Origin of the sequence: Komagataeibacter rhaeticus, assembly GCF_011611525.1 — a bacterium.
Lineage (GTDB): Bacteria > Pseudomonadota > Alphaproteobacteria > Acetobacterales > Acetobacteraceae > Komagataeibacter > Komagataeibacter rhaeticus.
In genome coordinates this window covers 2,096,064-2,113,084 of the sequence record NZ_CP050139.1, presented here as the reverse complement: position 1 = coordinate 2,113,084, position 17,021 = coordinate 2,096,064, and the positions used below count along the sequence as shown (strand labels likewise).

At 65.0% G+C, this 17,021-nt stretch carries 13 protein-coding genes and 1 riboswitch; of the genes, 8 read left to right on the top strand and 5 right to left on the bottom strand.

Annotated elements, in window-relative coordinates; all coding sequences use genetic code 11:
- Positions 1–3: 3 nt before the first annotated feature.
- Positions 4–1,269 carry a low temperature requirement protein A gene (locus GWK63_RS09625; RefSeq protein ID WP_223846509.1) on the bottom strand — a complete coding sequence of 422 codons (1,266 nt, stop codon included), beginning with the start codon at positions 1,267–1,269 and terminating at the stop codon, positions 4–6.
- A gap of 213 nt (positions 1,270–1,482) precedes the next feature.
- Here GWK63_RS09625 and GWK63_RS09620 point away from each other — a divergent pair, with 213 nt between their 5' ends.
- The 7 genes from GWK63_RS09620 to GWK63_RS09590 all read left to right on the top strand — a co-directional run bounded on the left by GWK63_RS09620 (position 1,483) and on the right by GWK63_RS09590 (position 12,658).
- Complete coding sequence (locus GWK63_RS09620; RefSeq protein ID WP_007400276.1) at positions 1,483–3,882, top strand: recombinase; 2,400 nt, start codon at positions 1,483–1,485, stop codon at positions 3,880–3,882.
- A 99-nt stretch (positions 3,883–3,981) separates the two neighbouring features.
- A complete protein-coding gene (locus tag GWK63_RS09615; RefSeq protein WP_040000005.1) occupies positions 3,982–4,575 on the top strand; it encodes a hypothetical protein in 594 nt (197 codons plus the stop codon).
- A 388-nt stretch (positions 4,576–4,963) separates the two neighbouring features.
- Complete coding sequence (locus GWK63_RS09610) at positions 4,964–6,634, top strand: OprO/OprP family phosphate-selective porin (protein WP_112210190.1); 1,671 nt, start codon at positions 4,964–4,966, stop codon at positions 6,632–6,634.
- 242 nt (positions 6,635–6,876) lie between these two features.
- Entirely contained in the window at positions 6,877–9,015 is a 2,139-nt protein-coding gene (locus tag GWK63_RS09605; RefSeq protein WP_112210044.1) for a putative bifunctional diguanylate cyclase/phosphodiesterase, read from the top strand.
- Positions 9,016–9,096: 81 nt separating this feature from the next.
- A riboswitch (SAM-I-IV-variant riboswitch) is annotated at positions 9,097–9,204 on the top strand.
- 45 nt (positions 9,205–9,249) lie between these two features.
- Positions 9,250–10,197: a homoserine O-succinyltransferase gene (locus GWK63_RS09600; protein WP_112210042.1), complete on the top strand. Its 948-nt coding sequence runs from the start codon at positions 9,250–9,252 to the stop codon at positions 10,195–10,197.
- 141 nt (positions 10,198–10,338) lie between these two features.
- A complete protein-coding gene (locus GWK63_RS09595) occupies positions 10,339–11,517 on the top strand; it encodes a hypothetical protein (protein WP_050800806.1) in 1,179 nt (392 codons plus the stop codon).
- A 58-nt stretch (positions 11,518–11,575) separates the two neighbouring features.
- On the top strand, positions 11,576–12,658 hold the full coding sequence (locus GWK63_RS09590) for a glycosyltransferase family 4 protein (RefSeq protein WP_040000015.1): 1,083 nt from the start codon (positions 11,576–11,578) through the stop codon (positions 12,656–12,658).
- Between the two features lie 480 nt (positions 12,659–13,138).
- Here the strand turns inward: GWK63_RS09590 and kdsA are convergent, their stop codons facing one another.
- From kdsA to tpiA, 4 genes are all read right to left on the bottom strand, one after another.
- Positions 13,139–13,987 (bottom strand): 3-deoxy-8-phosphooctulonate synthase, encoded by an 849-nt coding sequence (gene kdsA, locus GWK63_RS09585; RefSeq protein WP_007400288.1) that lies wholly within the window; start codon positions 13,985–13,987, stop codon positions 13,139–13,141.
- On the bottom strand, positions 13,984–15,630 hold the full coding sequence (locus tag GWK63_RS09580) for a CTP synthase (protein WP_007400289.1): 1,647 nt from the start codon (positions 15,628–15,630) through the stop codon (positions 13,984–13,986). The genes kdsA and GWK63_RS09580 overlap by 4 nt, the downstream gene beginning before the upstream one ends.
- A 126-nt stretch (positions 15,631–15,756) precedes the next feature.
- A complete protein-coding gene (gene secG / locus GWK63_RS09575; protein ID WP_007400290.1) occupies positions 15,757–16,062 on the bottom strand; it encodes a preprotein translocase subunit SecG in 306 nt (101 codons plus the stop codon).
- A 37-nt stretch (positions 16,063–16,099) separates the two neighbouring features.
- Positions 16,100–16,843: a triose-phosphate isomerase gene (gene tpiA / locus GWK63_RS09570; protein WP_007400291.1), complete on the bottom strand. Its 744-nt coding sequence runs from the start codon at positions 16,841–16,843 to the stop codon at positions 16,100–16,102.
- Here tpiA and GWK63_RS09565 point away from each other — a divergent pair.
- Positions 16,842–17,006, top strand: coding sequence for a hypothetical protein (locus GWK63_RS09565; protein WP_007400292.1), 165 nt, complete (start codon positions 16,842–16,844; stop codon positions 17,004–17,006). The two genes, tpiA and GWK63_RS09565, sit on opposite strands and share 2 nt — an antisense overlap.
- The last annotated feature ends 15 nt before the right edge of the window (positions 17,007–17,021 follow it).

Below are 17,021 nucleotides of genomic sequence, written 5' to 3'. Positions count from 1 at the left end.
GGCCTATGGTCCGGCCTCCCCCGGCCTGCTGGCGGAAAGAAGGCTGGTGGCCAGCAGGATGGCGGTATCCACCAGCGCCAGCTGCCACATGGGCAGGGCATGGCCCGCAATCCCGGCCACGACCAGCACGCCCGCCCCCGCCACCTGCGCGCGGGCGATACGGCAGGTGGCCACCCAGCGATAGACCGTGCTGGCCACAAGATAGAGCACCGGCCCCAGCGTCAGCACCAGCGCGGGCGCGCCGGTGGCGGGTTCGGCCGGTTCTTCCAGCAAAATGTCCATGCCCACCGCCGTTACAATGATGCCCGCCACCAGTACCACATGCAGGTAATGGAAATACGCCCCCATCCGCCCCGGATCGGCCGAGGAGGTGATGCTGTGCTCGGCTTCCGTGCTGGATGTGCCGAAATACAGCCACCACATGGCAATGGTGCACAGGAAGCCGGTGCCAAAACCCCCCAGTTCCCATACCGACCAGTCCGGGTTCTTTGCCAGCGACAGGCCGGATGCCATGATCGTCTCACCCAGCGCCACGATCACGAAAAGCTGGCACCGCTCCACCAGGTGTCCGCCCGCGATCGTCCATTCCGTCGTGCGCGAACGCCCCAGGCCGGGCAGCCAGAACCCGAACATGGGCGAGACATATTCACACGCCACGCCCACCGCCCATAGCGGCACCCGCGGCCCGGGGGCCGCCAGCCCGCCCGCGATCCAGAACACGGCGGCAATTACCCCCCAGCCCAGGATGCGCCGGTAATTGGGCGCAAGCGGGTGGCGGGCGGGCAGGCTGCACACGATAAAGGCCGAACGGCCCACCTGCATGACCGTGTAGCACAGCGCAAAGGCCAGCCCGCGCGGCCCGAAGGCTTCGGGGGCGGCTGCCCCGCACACCACCGCCAGCGCCATGGTCACGAACATCACCCCGCGCAGCGCGGGCACGCGCGGGTCGAACCAGTTGGTGACCCAGCCGGTGTACTGCCACCCCAGCCACGCGGCAAACCACAGGATGAGCGTCTGCACCCCGCCCATCCAGTTCAGGTGATGCAGCAGGCCATGGCTGATCTGGGTAACCAGGAAGACATAGGCCAGGTCAAAGAACAGTTCCTCGTTCGTGACGCGCGTGCCATCCGGCCCCGGCTGGCGCATCAGCGGGTGAAGGGAGGGGGCGGGTATGGCCATGGTGGCTCCTTCGGATGGGGCAGGGGGCGTGGCCCGTTCTGGTGCCGCCGGGGGGCGGTGCCGCAGCGCCATGTAAAGTGATTCGTGCATGTAACCCGACTCTGCCCCCGGCCGTTACATAAAAAAATACACCGGGATTCGCGCGGCGGAAGTCCTGCCTTTTCACGCGCGGGCAGGGGGCAGGTCACGCATTTAAAGCGTGCATCACACCATATATGGTGCAATCATGATGCACCTACTACAATATGGGCGAACTGGCCGTCTGGCACGGACCCGGCTTCGCATGCAATGAGGGAGCTGGGCATGGACGGAGGTTTCTCGCTGGCTGGTGCGGCACGCATGCGCGCGCGCGACCCGTTCGAGGGGGCGTTTGGCACCCCCCCGCTGCCCGCGCGCGCGCTGGACCGGGGCATGGGTGAAGCCGTGGGCCGCCGCACCGTGTTCCGCCCTGCCGACCACGAGGATTTCGGCCATGTGGCCGACCGTGTCGCAACGGGCAATACCGCCCTGCTGGCCACGGTGGACCCGGCCGAGCGCGCGCAGCTGCGCAACGCCATTGCCACCGGCGCGCTGCTTACCTCGGGCCGCCATCTCCAGCATGGCGATGCCGGGCAGCCGGGGCGCAACATGGAAATGTTCACCAACTGCGCCACGGCCATCTGCTCGTTCGCCAAATTCTACCTGCTGCTCAACGGGTCCGGTGTGGGGCGGGCCTATGATGATGAACTGTGCATCGTGGACTGGGCGCAGGCGCCGGAGTTGAAATTCGTCCTCTCGCCCGATCACCCGGACTATCCGCGCGACCGCGCGGGCCTGCTGCGCTTTGGCCTTGAGATGCAGATCCTGCCCTGGGGCACGGCGCCGGATGCCTTCGATGCGGGGATGGAGGACCAGGTCCGCGCCTTTGTGGCTGAAAACGTGCTGGCCCGCCCGCCAGAGGGCAACGCCCTGCGCCACCTTATTGATGACAGCCGGGAGGGCTGGGGCAAGGCGGTCGAGATGATCGAGGCCATGGCCTTCCGCGGCGCGCGCGAGCGCACGCTGGTGCTGGATTTCAGCGCCATCCGCCGTGCGGGCAGCCCGATCGCGGGCATGCAGGGGCGGCCTGCTTCCGGCCCCGTCTCGCTGCTGCGCGGGCTGCTGAACGTGCGCCGGCATGTGATTGAAGCCGCGCGCGCGGGCGGCATGCCGCTATGGGAGCAGGCGCTGCGGGTGGACCATTACCTGTCGGTCGAGGTGCAGGTGGGCGGCGCCCGCCGTGCGGCGCGCATGGCCACCAAGTCCTGGCGTGATGCGGATGTGCTGCGCTTCATCCGCGCCAAGGAGGAAGGCGGGCTGTGGACCGCCAACCACTCGGTCATGGTCGATGCCGAATTCTGGCGCGGCGTGAACGACCCCGCCCATACCGGCCCGCTGGCCGTCCACGCCCGCGCCGTGTTTGCCGAGGCCACGCGCTGCGCGTGGATCAATGGCGAGCCCGGCTTCATCAACGGTGACCGGCTGGAGGACAGCCGCACCGGCAGCGCCCGGCGCAAGCCCGTGCATGCGGACGGGCGTGATTTCCGCTCGCACCGCTACCAGGCAACCGAAGGCGCCACCCTGCTGGCCGATCTGGCCCGCCGCGCCACCACCGCGCATTTTCCGGTCACCACCAACCCGTGTGGCGAGATTACGCTGCATGTGACGGGCGGCTACTGCGTGATTGGTGATTTTGCCCCGCTGCTGGCCTGCCCCGTGCCGCTGGAGGCGGTAACGCCGGGCCAGGTGCCCACTGATACGGCGCAGACATGGGATGCCCGCGTGCGGGATTCCGTGCGGCTGGGCGTGCGCTTCCTGCTGCGCGCCAACCGCATGGACGCGCTGTATGGCGAGGAAGTGCGCCGCACCAACCGCATCGGCATCGGGCCGACCGGCCTGCATGAATGGGCATGGATGCGCTTTGGCCTTGATTTCCATGACCTGCTGGATGAAGAGCGCGCCGCCCCCTTCTGGCATGCGGTGCGGGAACTTTCCACCATTGCCAAGGCCGAAGCCAATGCCTATGCGGCCGAGACCGGCACCGCGCGCCCCGTCACCATCACCACCGTCAAGCCTGCCGGCACCACGTCCAAGCTGTTCGGCCTGACGGAGGGCGCGCACCTGCCCGCGCGGCGGCAGTACCTGCGCTGGGTGCAGTTCAAGGGCGTGCAGCGCGCCGATGGCATGTGGGAGACGGGGTCCGACCCGCTGCTGGCGGATTATGCGCGCCGGGGCTACCCGGTGCGCGCGCTGCGCAGCTTTCCGGGCATGAGCATCGTGGGCTTTCCCACCGTGCCGCTCATCCAGCGGCTGGGCATGGGCGCGCGCGTGGTGACCGCGCCCGAAGCCACGCCCGCCCAGCAGTACCGCTGGCTGGAACTGCTGGAGAAATACTGGATCGGGGCGGAGCAGGGCAATCAGGTGTCCTATACGCTCAAGATCTATACCGACCGGCAGGACCTTGCGGGTTTCCGCGCCATCGTGGCCGCCAACCAGCCCCATGTGCGCTGCTGCGCCGTGCTGCCCAGCAGGCCGGATTCCGACCTGGGGTACGAATACCTGCCTGAAGAAGAGGTGCCAGCCGGGAAATTCGCGGCCCTGGCGGCGGGAATCCATGACGAGGACGCGCGTGAGGTCGTGGACTGGGCGCATCTGCAATGCGCCAGCGGGGCCTGCCCGATCTGAGTTGGCGCGGCTGCAATCCTGCCTGCCGGTTTTGCGTGCTGCCGCTTTCTGGCCGCATGCGGTATCATGTTCACGGTGACTTGAGACCGGAGGGCCAGCGTGAGCCAGACTTGGGGTGATTTTCAGGCGGTCGTGCAACTGTCGGCCGGCCTGAATGTGGCAATTCTCAGCTTTGTGGATATCAGCCTGTCCGCCATCAAGGAACGGCGGCGTGTCTTTGCCAAGGCCCAGCAGGAACTGAACATGTACCGCACCGCGCCCACCAAGCTGGTCAGCGCGCAGCAGCTCGAACATGACTGCGAGGTGGAGGAGATGAACCAGAAGCTGTACCTGCTGTGGCAGGAAAGCGCCGATTACAGCAATGAAGAGGACACGCTGGTCCATTATACCGGCATAATGGGCTTTTTCGGGGCGGTGCTCAGTCTTGTCCTGCTGTGGTATTCGGCGGCCTATTACGACGCGCCGATCAGCGGGTGGGGGGAGGCGGTGATCGCGCTGTCCTTCTGTTCGCTGGTGGCGGCGTTCATCATCAATTTCATGACCGCGTCCCAGTCCAGCGTCTTTACCCAGAAGTGTAATGACATCCGCCAGCAGGCGCGCCAGAATCTGGGGCCGCGGAACATGCCGCCCTCCGGTCCGGCCGGGTCCGGCACGGCCACCCCCGCCAGTTCCCCCACCGTGCCGCCCGCCTAGTGTGGCATTGTGGCCACAATACGGCCCCCGGCTTCCATGCCGTGACCTGCGGGGCAGGTGGTTTTCCGCAATTCCGGCCCGTGGCGGCAAAAACGGCACATAACCCGGCAGTATAGAACCCTGCATGCGGGCGGTGGCGGCGGCAGAGGGGAAGGTTCCCCAATGTAATGTGTTTTTTAATGCCTTTGTCCGGCGGGGTGGTCCATTTGATGTACAAGGACCGCGCCAAAATTACTTCTGATGAATCAAAATTAAAACGGTGGCATAAAAATTAGTATTTCAATATAGATGTTTTAATAAAACCTTCATAAAACTGTATTGGAAACATAACACACAGGATCAGGCCCGCATTCTAAATGAACTCATCCTTCATTACGGAATGCTTGACATGATCCGCCGGCCTATTGTTTCCCTGTTGCTTGGTTCGTCTGCCCTGCGGGGGCTCTCTTCCTTGCATCAGGCCCGTGCGGATTCCGCATCGGATGCCCAGATCAAGGCCCTGCAACTGGAAATGCAGGCCATGCGGCGGGAAATGTCCGGCCAGATCAGCGTGCTGCGCCAGCGCCTGGTCCGTGCCGAGGCGGTGCGCAGCCCCGAAGCCGCCAACGCCGCGCAGGCCCGCCGGGTTGCGGCCAGCCACGGCCAGCCCCTGCCCGACAGCTATGCGCGTGACATCCATATCGGCGGTGACAGCGGCATGGGCGGCAGCATGGCCAGCGCCATGCAGAAGGCCGACCTGGGCACCCCGCCATCCGACCGTGGCGTCTCCTCCTCCTGGGCGTCGTTCCGTGCGGCAACGGAAAAGGAAGAAGCCCTGCACATGGGTGGCATGGTCGTGGGCTTCCCCGGCGGGCGTCCCACCATCTCGTCCGAGGACGGGATGTATGCCATGTCCATTGGCTTGGCCTTCCATGAGGATATCGGCGGGTTCATGGGCATGTCGCCGCGCCGTGGCGAGACCAAGGGCGATTACGAGGGCCTGACCGAGAACGCCCGCCGCCTGCGTATCCCCATCTCGTTCCGTTACAAGAACTGGATTGCCAACATCACGCCGGATTTCGGCTCCTCCACCGCCGATGGCTCGGCCACGCTGTATGAAGCGAACCTGAACTACGCGGGCTTCAGGAACACCGTGATTACCGCCGGTTACTTCCAGCCGCGCGTGACAGAAGAAGATTCCGAAAGCTCGAACGAATTCGAGATGATGGAACGCCCCGCCATTACCGACATCGTGCGCAACATCGCCGCCGGTGACGCGCGCATGAGCTTTGGCGCCCTGCATTACGCCAAGCGGTGGTGGATCGCGGGTTACGTGACGGGCCAGAGCTATGGCAAGCGCGCAACCTATGACAGCCAGTCCGGTGCGACCTTCCGTGTGGCGGGCCGTCCGTATGTGTCCAAGGATATTGACGTGCATGTCGGCCTGTCGGCCATTACGGCGTTCAAGGTGGCGCAGGGCACGGGCAGCAGCGACCGGTCCTATACCTTTGCCGAACAGCCTGAAGTTGACCTGACCACCACCAAGCTGCTCAGCGCGACGGTGGGCAATGTGGGCAGCATCTGGTCGGCCGGCCCCGAACTGGGCTTCCGCTGGAAGCGGCTGGTGCTGAAGGGTGAATACTACAATATTGGCGTGACCCGTGGCGATTATGGTGCCAGTACCGCCAGCAACACCGCCAATGTCAACTTTACCGGTTATTATGGCGCGGCCAACTACACCATCTTTGGCAAGGCGCGGTCCTACAACATCAAGGAAGGGGCCTTCGCCGCCCCCGGTGTGGACCATGCCTTCGACCCGTCGCACGGTTACTGGGGCGCGCTGGAAATGTCGGCCCGTTACAGCGTGACCGACCTGAACGCCAACCTGGGCAATGCCGCAACCGCCCTGCGTGGCGGGCAGCAGACGGTGTGGTCGGCGGGGCTGAACTGGTATCCCAACCGTCACTTCCGCTTCATGCTGGACTTCAACCACTTCATTGTCAGCCGCAATAGCGTGGCGGCGGACGTGATGGGGCGTGAGGGCAACTCGGTCGCCGGTCGTATCCAGGCCGCCTTCTGATCGGGCGGCGCCCTGTCCTGATAAAGCCGTGGCAGGTGCCCGGACCCGCGTGGTCCGGGCACCTGAAATTAAAGATTAAGAAATAGTGCCGTTTATTTGTTGTAGTGTGTAGTAAAAGTTAATTTATATTGTTATTTTAAATAAATATGGTCATATTTTTATTTACCAGTCTCCGGTTTCAGGTATTTGTTCCGGAATGGCTGATAAAAACACCGTAGCCAGCCCCCGCTGTGGAAAATTGAATGATGAATGAGACTTCTGCACAGAAAAGCCCGTCCCCCGTCCTGACAATGGGGGATATTGCAAGGCCGGGGCCGGTCATTCCCCCCGATGCGCCGGGGGAGCGCCTGTTCACATTTTTCCACGCCCGCCCCGAACTGATGCTGGTCGCGGTGGTGGATGCGGATAACGTGCCTGTCGGCCTGGTGGAGCGGCAGGCCTTTTTCCTCAGGGTATCGGGCAAATTCGGCCATGCGCTGTTCAACCGCCGCCCGGTGGCGCTGCTGATGGATGACAGCCCGGTCATGATCGAGGCCGATGTCTCCTCATCCGACTTTACCGCCCTGACATTGATGAGCCAGCCCTCCGACCTGCTGCGCGGCTATATCGTGACCCGTGGCGGCCGCTACCTGGGCACGGGTTCGGCGCTGGACCTGATTACCGCGTCGCATTCCCATGCCGTGGCCTCGGCGGCCAGCCTGAAGGAAGCGGCCGAGGACCTGCGCCGCGCCAACCGAAAGATTTTACGCGACAAGCTGTTCATTGACACGATTGTCGAGAACATTCCCTCCGCCCTGCTTGTACGGTCGCTGCGGCACGGGCATCTGGTGCTGGTCAACCGCGCGGCCGAGGCCATGACCGGCTGCCGGCGTGACCTGCTGGTCGAGCGCGATGTGGAGGATGTCTTTACCCCCGACGAGATCGGCCACCTGCTGGTCAGCCGCTTTGCCGGCGGCGGGCAGGGCGTGATTGAAAAGGTGCTGTGTGACCATACCGGCGCAAAACGGGCCATTTCCACCCGCCAGGTCACCATTGCCGATGAACGCGGCGCGCCAAGGTGGGAACTGTGCGTGGCCGATGACGTGACCGAACAGCGCAACGCCCAGCACCAGGTGGAACTGCTGGCCCATTACGACCCGCTGACCGGCCTTGCCAACCGCGCGCTGTTCAGTTCCCGGCTGGAAGCCGCCTGTGCTGCCGGCAGCACCGCAACACTTCTGTGCATCGACCTTGATTACTTCAAGACCGTGAATGACGTGTACGGCCACGCGGCAGGCGACAGCCTGCTGCGGCTGGTTTCCGAACGGCTGCGCGCGTGCAGCCGGCCGGGGGACCTGGTGGCGCGGCTGGGTGGGGATGAATTCGCCATCATCTGGCCCGACGTGCCGGCGCAGGCCGAACTGACCACGCGCGCGCGTGAGATTGTGGAGACGGTCAGCAGGCCCTACATCATTGACGGGCACCACATCGTCATTGGCGCCAGTGTCGGCTCCGCCCTGTATCCGCGCGATGCGGAGGCATCCGAGACCCTGCTGCAATATGCCGACATCGCGCTGTACCGCGCCAAGTCGCTCGGCCGCAACGGCTTCCAGTTCTTTGATCAGGAACTGCGTGATGAAATCCAGACCCGTGCCCGGCTGGGCAGCGAACTGCGCGGCGCCATAGCCGGTAACGGGCTGACGCTGCATTTCCAGCCGCTCTATTCCATGCCCGGCAACCGCCTGAGCGCGTGCGAGGCACTGGTGCGCTGGCACCATCCCACGCAGGGCATGATCCCGCCCGACCAGTTTGTGGGGCTGGCAGAGGAAAACGGCCTGATCCACGATCTGGGGGAATGGGTGCTGCGCGCGGCCTGTACTGAAGCCGCCTGCTGGCCCGCACAGGTCAGGGTGGCGGTCAATGTCTCGCCCATCCAGTTGCGCAACCCGCGTTTCATCCGCATTGTCGAGGACGCGCTGGCCCAGTCCGGCCGGCCGCCCGAACGGCTGGAAATAGAGATTACCGAAAACATATTCGTCCAGAACAGCGCCACCAACCGCGAAATCCTGCAACGCCTGGGGCGCATCGGGTGCAGCATCGTGCTGGATGATTTCGGCACGGGCTATTCCTCGCTGGGCTACCTGCGTTCGTTCCAGTTCCAGAAGATCAAGATCGACCGTTCCTTCGTGCAGGAACTGCCCGAACGCGGGGCGGCGGGCATCATCCGCGCCATCATCAGCCTGGCGCAGAGCATGGACATTCCCATCACCGCCGAAGGGGTGGAAACGCAGGACCAGTGGACGCACCTGAACGATCTGGGCTGCAATCAGGTGCAGGGCTTCCTGCTGGGCCGCCCGCAGCCGGCCGAAAGCATCCGCCAGGCCATCCTGACCCATGCCTGAAGCTGACGGGCGAAGGCTGCGCCCCGCTTTGCCGGACATGTCATCAAGGCTTGCGACGCGGCCCCAAAGCGCGTAATCATCGGCCTGCATCAAGAGTTGGGGCGACGCCCAACGCCAACCTGCCATTCCGGGCAAGGTGGCGCTTCCGCAAGGAAGGATGTGGCCCGACCGGCAACCAAACGGAACAAGCCACCGCGTCCACCCCGACCCGTAACGGAGGTTGGACGCAAGGCAATGCCGATCAGAATTCCCGATAATCTGCCCGCCCGTGGTGTGCTGGAGGCGGAAGGCGTGATGGTGATGGGGGAGACCGATGCCATCCGGCAGGACATCCGCCCGCTGCGCATCGGGCTGCTCAACCTCATGCCCGACAAGATCCGCACCGAAACGCAGATCGCCCGCCTGGTGGGGGCCACACCGCTGCAGGTGGAACTGACGCTGGTGTGCATGGGGGGGCATGTGCCGCGCCATACTTCCGCGCTGCACATGGCCGCGTTCTACCAGCCGTGGCAGGACGTGCGCGCCGAACGCTTTGACGGCTTCATCATTACCGGCGCCCCGGTCGAGCGGCTGCCCTTCCATGAAGTGACCTACTGGGATGAACTGCGCCGGGTGTTCGACTGGACCCGGACGCATGTGCACCGCTGTCTCAACATCTGCTGGGCGGCACAGGCGGCGGTCCACCACTTTCATGGCATGCCCAAGCACGCGCTGGCGCAGAAGGCGTTCGGGGTGTTCGACCATCAGGTGCTGGTGCCCACATCGCCCTACCTGCTGGGCTTTGCCGATGACGTGCCCATTCCCGTCTCGCGCTGGACCGCGGTGCGGCGCGCGGACATCCCGCCCGCAAGCGGCCTGACCATCCTGGCCGAAAGTGCCGAGACGGGGCTGTGCCTGCTGGATGACCCCGACAACCGCGCCCTGCACATGTTCAACCATCTGGAATACGACACCACATCGCTGGCCGAGGAATATTTCCGCGACCGGGAGGCCGGCCTGGCGGTGGACGTGCCGCGCCATTACTTCCCGCACGACAATCCGGCCAACCGCCCCGTCAACCGCTGGCGGGGGCATGCCCACCTGCTGGCCGGGAACTGGATCAACCAGATCTACCAGACCACGCCGTTCGACCTGGAGCGCATTGGCGGCCCCAGGGGCGTGCCCGCGCTGGCCGGGGCATGAGGCCGGGCTGGCGCGGCAGGTGTAACATAAAAGAAACAAATTAAGGGGTGTGGTATAAAATCTGTTACAAAAAGATAAATTTTGCCGTAGAAAAGCCGCCATATCTGTTCTTTACGGCAAAATTCGGTCACACTTCGTCACATGACCAGCATCCCACGCATGCAGATCGGCTTTCTGTTCAACCATGACTGCATCCACCAGATTGCGCATACCGCGCCGATCATCTGTGAACTGGTGGCGCTGGGGCAGGATGTAAGCGTTGTCACGTCGTGCGATGCGCAGGAACGGCAGGTCAGGGCCATCATTGCGGGATGCGCCGCGCGGGTGCGTTTCATCCATATCGACATCAGCCGCCTGTCACGCGCGATCAACGTGGTGGCAAAGGCGGTGCTGCCCTTCCGCCGCATCGCCAACCTGCGCGAGAATGTGGGGCTGTTCGCCCGCTTTGACGCGCTGGTGGTGCCAGAGACGACGTCGGCCCTGCTCAGGAGCCATTTCAACCTTGATGTCAGGCTGGTCTACCTGCCGCACGGGGCGGGGGACCGTGCCATCGGGTTCCGTGACGTGACGCGCTTCTTTGACCTGGTGCTGCTGCCCGGCACCAAGACACGTGACCGCATGCTGGCCGGGGGGCTGGTCCGCCCGGGGCACCATGCGGTGATCGGCTATCCCAAATTCGATATCATCGACATGGGTGCCCGCCCGCGTTTTTTTGACAATGACCGGCCCACGGTGCTGTACAACCCGCATTTCGACCCGGTCCTGTCCTCGTGGTGGGACATGGGGCTGGGGGTGCTGGAATGGTTTGCCCGGCAGGATGACTACAACCTGATCTTCGCGCCCCATGTCATGCTGTTCCGCCGCTGGCTGCACACATCGGTCGAGCACCGGCGCATCCGCTGCCGCTGGCCCATACCCGAACGGCTGCGCAACCTGTCCCATATCCTGATCGATACCGGCAGCACGCGCTCGGTCGACATGTCCTATGTCCTGGCGGCCGACATCTACCTGGGTGATGCCAGCAGCCAGGTCTATGAATGGATCTGCAACCCGCGCCCGTGCATCTTCCTTAATTCCCACGGTGCGCGCTGGCAGGGCAATCCCAGCTATGCGCACTGGAACATGGGGCAGGTGATCGACCGGGTCAGCGCGCTGCCACGGGCGCTTGCGGTGGCGCAGGAACAGCAGGCAGCCTTTGCCCGCCACCAGCGCGCGGCCTTTGCCGCCACGTTCCATATCGAAGCGGGGGGCAGTGCCGCCCGCCGTGCCGCGCGGGAAATTGTTTACTATTTGTTACAGGATAAACGCGCCGCCGCCTGAACGCGGGGGCCGCATGGCGCTATGATCCCGCCACCCTGCGGGGGTGGTGGAGAACGTCATGCGGATTGCTTATGTCATCAACAGTTTTGAAGGTGGTGGCGCGGCCCTCCCCATTCCGGCGATCGTGGATGTCTGCCGCGCCCATGGCCATACGGTGCATGTGGTGGCGCTGGAACGGCGCAACGGCCGCGCCATTCCGGCGCTGGAAGCGGCAGGCATCGGGACGGACGTGCTGGCGGCCGATGATGCCCCGGCCCCGTCCGTGCTGCGCCGGCTGGATGGCTGGGTGCGCGATGTGGCCCCCACCCATATCTGGACATCCCTGACGCGCGCGACGCTGCTGGGGCAGGTCGTGGGCCTGCGGCGGGGGGTTCCGGTTACAAGCTGGCAGCATAATGCGTTCCTTCGCCCCGGCAACCTGGCGCTGCTGCGGCTCATGCGCGGGCGCAGCGCGCTGTGGGTGGGGGATTCCGCCTATGTGACCGAACTGACCCGCAGGCGGCTGGGGGTGCCCGAATCGCGGCTGATGTGCTGGCCCATTTTCCGCACCCGCCCCGATCTGGCCCCGGCACCGGGCTGGCAGCCGGGGCAGGTGGTGCGGATCGGCACGCTGGGCCGTCTCAATCCCGGCAAGGGGTACGACATGCTGTGCCGCGCGCTGGTACTGCTCCGGGCGGTGGGGGACCTGCCGCCGTTCCAGGTCACGATCGGGGGCGAGGGGGCGGAACAAGCCCGCCTGCGCGCCTTCTGCCAGCGCCACGGGCTGGATAACGTGGTATTTGCCGGTTACGTGCAGGATACGGCGGCGTTCCTGCGCGGGTGCCACCTGTATGTCCAGCCCTCCCGCCGCGAAGGGTTCTGCATCGCGGCGCATGAGGCCATGGACACGGCCCTGCCCGTGATTGGCAGCACGGTGGGGGAGATGAACCATTCCATCATCAATGGCGTGACCGGCTGGAAAGTCCCGCCCTGCTGCCCCCACGCGCTGGCCGACCGGCTGGAAACCGCCCTGCGCCAGCCCGGGCGGCTGGCGGCCATGGGGCAGGCGGCGCACGCGCTGGTCACGCAGCGCTACAGCCCGGCCGTTTTTGCACAGGCGGGGCATGCGGTGCTGCGCCGCATGGCGGGGGAAGAAGGGTAGGGCGGCGGTCTGGCGGCCTGTTCCCGACACTTCGGGCAACGTCACCTTTCCGGGAACGGGGCGACACCCGGAAACTCTTTTTTATCAACGGGTTGTTTTTTTTCAGCCCTGCGGTGTTCCTTATGTTCCCAATGTTCCCTTGGTTTGGGCAGATCTGTCGGTATGGTAGCAGCCATGCCAGAGGATACCGTATTTCAAATATTATTCCCTATAATCAAAGGGAACGTTGGGAACGTTGGGAACATACCCTGCAAGCCGGCGCCCTCTGCCCCGGAAAAGCGCGGATGGCCGCCATTTATCCGGCATGGCGGGCCGCCTGCCCATGACACCGGGGGGAGGGAACAGCCAGCCGCCTGAACCGCCCGCAGGGCATCATGCGGGGTCTCTGGCGCTGCTTTTTTTACAAGGCACCGGCAGAGAAGCCGCCTTCGCGGGGAAAGGCGGCCCCCATTCAGCCACGGGCCGGTTTCCGGCAGCCGGTCAGACGATCTCGGCTGGCGGGTTCTGCTTGGTCAGCCGGTCATAGCGCAGCAGGGTGGTCAGCAGGTCTTCCATACAGGCCAGCGGCAGCATGGTCGTACCATCGCTGGGGGCTGTATCGGGGTCGGGATGGGTTTCAATGAACACCCCCGCAACCCCTACGGCCAGCGCCGCGCGCGCCAGGATGGGGGCGAATACCCGCTGCCCGCCCGAGGATGTGCCCAGCCCCCCCGGCTGCTGGACGGAATGGGTGGCGTCAAAGATGACCGGATACCCCGTGCCCGCCATGATCGGCAGGCCGCGCATGTCATTGACCAGCGTGTTGTAGCCAAATGACGTGCCACGCTCGCACAGCATGATGCGCTCATTGCCGGTGGAAGCCACCTTGGCGGCCACGTTCGCCATGTCCCACGGGGCAAGGAACTGCCCCTTTTTTATGTTGATGGCCGCCCCCGTCTGGCCCGCCGCCAGCAGAAGGTCGGTCTGGCGGCACAGGAAGGCGGGGATCTGGAGCACATCCACCGTCTCGGCCACCGCGGCGCACTGGTCGGGCAGGTGCACGTCGGTCAGCACCGGCATGCCGAAGCGGGCGCGCACCTGACCCAGTATGTCCAGCCCCTGCGCCATGCCCACGCCGCGCGCGCCGTTGATGGAGGTGCGGTTGGCCTTGTCGAACGAGCTTTTGTAGATCAGCCCGATCCCCAGTCGCGTGGCGATGCCATGCAGCGCGTCCGCCACCTCCATCGCGTGGCTTGCTGATTCGATCTGGCAGGGACCCGCAATCAGCGTGAAGGGGGACTGGTTGCCAACCGTAAGGCTGCCGATGGACAGCGCGCGGTGGTCGGTCATCGCCTGCCACCCGCCCGCTCGGCGGCCTTTTCCACGGCGGCCTTGATGAAGCCGGAGAACAGCGGGTGCGGGTCAAACGGCTTGGACAGCAGTTCGGGGTGGTACTGCACCGCGATGAACCACGGGTGATCGGGGTATTCCACCACTTCGGGCAGGATGCCGTCGGGCGACATGCCAGAGAAGCGCAGCCCGGTCTTTTCCAGCTGCTCGCGGTAGTGGTTGTTCACCTCGTACCGGTGGCGGTGGCGCTCACGGATGTCGGTGCGGCCATAGGCTTCGGCCGCGCGCGAACCCGGCGCAAGCCTGGCGGGGTAGGCGCCCAGCCGCATGGTGCCGCCCATCTCGCCGCCCTCGCGCCGGCGCAGCAGTTCGTTGCCGCGCGCCCATTCGGTCATCAGGCCGACCAGCGGGTATTCGGTCGGGCCGAATTCGGTGGATGACGCCTTCTCGATCCCCGCCAGGTTGCGCGCGCATTCGATCACCGCCATCTGCATGCCAAAGCAGATGCCCATGAAGGGAATGTTGTGCTCACGCGCGTATTTCACCGCGCGGATCTTGCCTTCCGACCCGCGCTCGCCAAACCCGCCGGGCACCAGGATGGCGTCGCTGCGGGCAAGGGTGTTCACCGCGTCGTCCGATTTCTCGAAATCCTCGGCCTCGACCCAGTTCAGCCGCACGCGGGCCCGGTTGGCAATGCCACCATGCTGCAATGCCTCGATCAGGGATTTGTAGCTGTCCAGCAGGGCGGTGTACTTGCCCACCACCGTCACCAGCACCTCGCGGTCGGGGTGGCGGACGGCATCGACAATCTTTTCCCAGCGCGACAGGTCGGGGTCGGGCGTGGTGGGCAGGCCGAAATGGTGCAGTACCTCGGTATCCATGCCCTCGGCATGGTACGAGATGGGGCAGGCATAGATGGTGTCCACGTCGCGCGCGGCAATGACCGCCTGCGGGCGCACGTTGCAGAAGCTGGCGATCTTGCGGCGCTCGTTTTCGGGTATTTCCCGGTCGGAACGGCAGACCAGCATCTGCGGCTGGATGCCCACGTTCTGCAGTTCCTTGACGGAATGCTGGGTGGGCTTGGTCTTCAGCTCACCCGCCGCCGCGATCCATGGCAGCAGGGTGAGGTGGATGAACATCGTCTGGTCGGGGCCAAGGTCGTTGCGCAGCTGGCGGATGGATTCAAGGAAGGGCAGGCTTTCGATATCGCCCACCGTGCCGCCGATCTCGACCAGGACGAAGTCCAGGTCCTCGGTATCGGCCACGATCGTTTCCTTGATCGAGTCGGTAATGTGGGGAATGACCTGCACGGTCGCCCCCAGATAGTCGCCACGCCGTTCGCGCGCGATCACGCCGGAATAGATCTGCCCCGTCGTGGCATTGTCCGCCCGGGTGGCATGCACACCCGTGAAGCGTTCGTAATGCCCAAGGTCGAGATCCGTCTCGGCGCCGTCGTCGGTCACGAAGACCTCGCCGTGCTGATAGGGGCTCATCGTCCCCGGATCGACATTCAGATAGGGGTCAAGCTTGCGCAACCGGACCCGATAGCCACGGGCCTGAAGCAGGGCAGCAAGGGCAGCCGAAGCGATGCCTTTGCCAAGGGAGGACACCACGCCGCCGGTGATGAATACAAACCGCGTCATGGATGGCCTTTCTACACAGCTTGCGGCCCGGCTGCAAAGGCTACGATGCGCCCGTGGCCCAAAAAATGAAAAATGCCCCGGCACGGCGTGCCGGGGCATGGAAATCGCGTGCCGTGGGGCGTGCGTTCAGGGGGCTGGCGCGGGTGCGGGGGCGGGGGCCGCCGCGGGCGGTGCCGCCAGGATATCATGGCCCACCCCGCTGGACGCGCCACGGTTCATGACCGCAAGCGTCAGCGAGAGCACCATGAAAACCGTGCCCAGCACGGCGGTGGAGCGCGTGAGCAGCGTTGCCGTGCCGCGCCCGGACATGAAGGAACCCATGCCCTGCGAGCCGCCGATTCCAAGCCCGCCGCCCTCGCTGCGCTGGATCAGGATGGTCCCGATCAGCGCGATGGTGACGAACAGGTGCAGTAGAAGAAGAACAGTGATCATGCGTCTTTCCAGTAGAGCCCCGCCAGCCGCGCGGCAATCACGAGGCGCGGGCGGCGCGGACAAGCGGCACGAAGGCATCGGCCTTCAGGCTGGCATTGCCCACCAGCGCCCCGTCCACGTTTTCAACGGGCAGGATATCGGTGACATTGCGTTCATTGACGGAGCCACCATAAAGGATTCGGATCGTTTTGCCAGCTTCCCCGAACTGCCGCACCAGTTCGGCGCGGATGAAGGCGGACATGTCGGCAATATCCTGCTGTGATGCCGCCTGCCCGGTGCCGATGGCCCAGACCGGCTCATACGCCACGATGCCGGTAAAGCCCTGCGGCAGGGAGCCCTGGATCTGCCAGCCCACCTTTTCCTGCGAATCCCCGCTGTCGCGCTGGTCGGCGTTCTCGCCCACGCATACGATGGGGGTCAGGCCGGCCGCCATGGCGGCCACCGCCTTCTCGCGCACCGTCTCGTCCAGCTCGCCATGCTCGGCGCGGCGCTCGGAATGGCCAAGGATCACGTATTCCACCCCAAGGTCCACCAGCATCGGGGCCGAAATGTCGCCCGTATGGGCACCCGACCTGTCCTTGTGGCAGTCCTGCGCGCCCAGTGCCATGCCCGCGGCCTTCAGCTTTGGCGCCAGGCGCGCAAGCTGGGTAAAGGGGGGGCAGACCACCACGTCCGCCCGCGCGGGCAGGGCGGCAAGGCCCGTGGCCAGTGCATCCACCAGTGCGTCCGCATCGGCGCTCAGGCCGTTCATTTTCCAGTTGCCGACAATAATCTGCTTCATGTTTCCACTCCTGGCCCATGCCGCCTGGGTGCCGCGTGCGGCGGTGCGGGGCATGGCTTATGACGGGCGCCAGCCTACACCACGGCGCGGCGGCCTGTGCAACCCGCGCGGCGCGCGGGACATGGCTGCGTGCATGCGGGTGCTGGTCAAACCGGCGGCGTGACCGTATGGTGCCCGA

Coding starts and splice junctions, on each gene's coding strand:
- GWK63_RS09625 (WP_223846509.1), bottom strand. CDS start 1,269: ATGCACGAATCACTTTACATGGCGCTGCGGCACCGCCCCCCGGCGGCA.
- GWK63_RS09620 (WP_007400276.1), top strand. CDS start 1,483: ATGGACGGAGGTTTCTCGCTGGCTGGTGCGGCACGCATGCGCGCGCGC.
- GWK63_RS09610 (WP_112210190.1), top strand. CDS start 4,964: ATGATCCGCCGGCCTATTGTTTCCCTGTTGCTTGGTTCGTCTGCCCTG.
- GWK63_RS09605 (WP_112210044.1), top strand. CDS start 6,877: ATGATGAATGAGACTTCTGCACAGAAAAGCCCGTCCCCCGTCCTGACA.
- GWK63_RS09600 (WP_112210042.1), top strand. CDS start 9,250: ATGCCGATCAGAATTCCCGATAATCTGCCCGCCCGTGGTGTGCTGGAG.
- GWK63_RS09595 (WP_050800806.1), top strand. CDS start 10,339: ATGACCAGCATCCCACGCATGCAGATCGGCTTTCTGTTCAACCATGAC.
- GWK63_RS09590 (WP_040000015.1), top strand. CDS start 11,576: ATGCGGATTGCTTATGTCATCAACAGTTTTGAAGGTGGTGGCGCGGCC.
- kdsA (WP_007400288.1), bottom strand. CDS start 13,987: ATGACCGACCACCGCGCGCTGTCCATCGGCAGCCTTACGGTTGGCAAC.
- GWK63_RS09580 (WP_007400289.1), bottom strand. CDS start 15,630: ATGACGCGGTTTGTATTCATCACCGGCGGCGTGGTGTCCTCCCTTGGC.
- secG (WP_007400290.1), bottom strand. CDS start 16,062: ATGATCACTGTTCTTCTTCTACTGCACCTGTTCGTCACCATCGCGCTG.
- GWK63_RS09565 (WP_007400292.1), top strand. CDS start 16,842: ATGTTTCCACTCCTGGCCCATGCCGCCTGGGTGCCGCGTGCGGCGGTG.
- tpiA (WP_007400291.1), bottom strand. CDS start 16,843: ATGAAGCAGATTATTGTCGGCAACTGGAAAATGAACGGCCTGAGCGCC.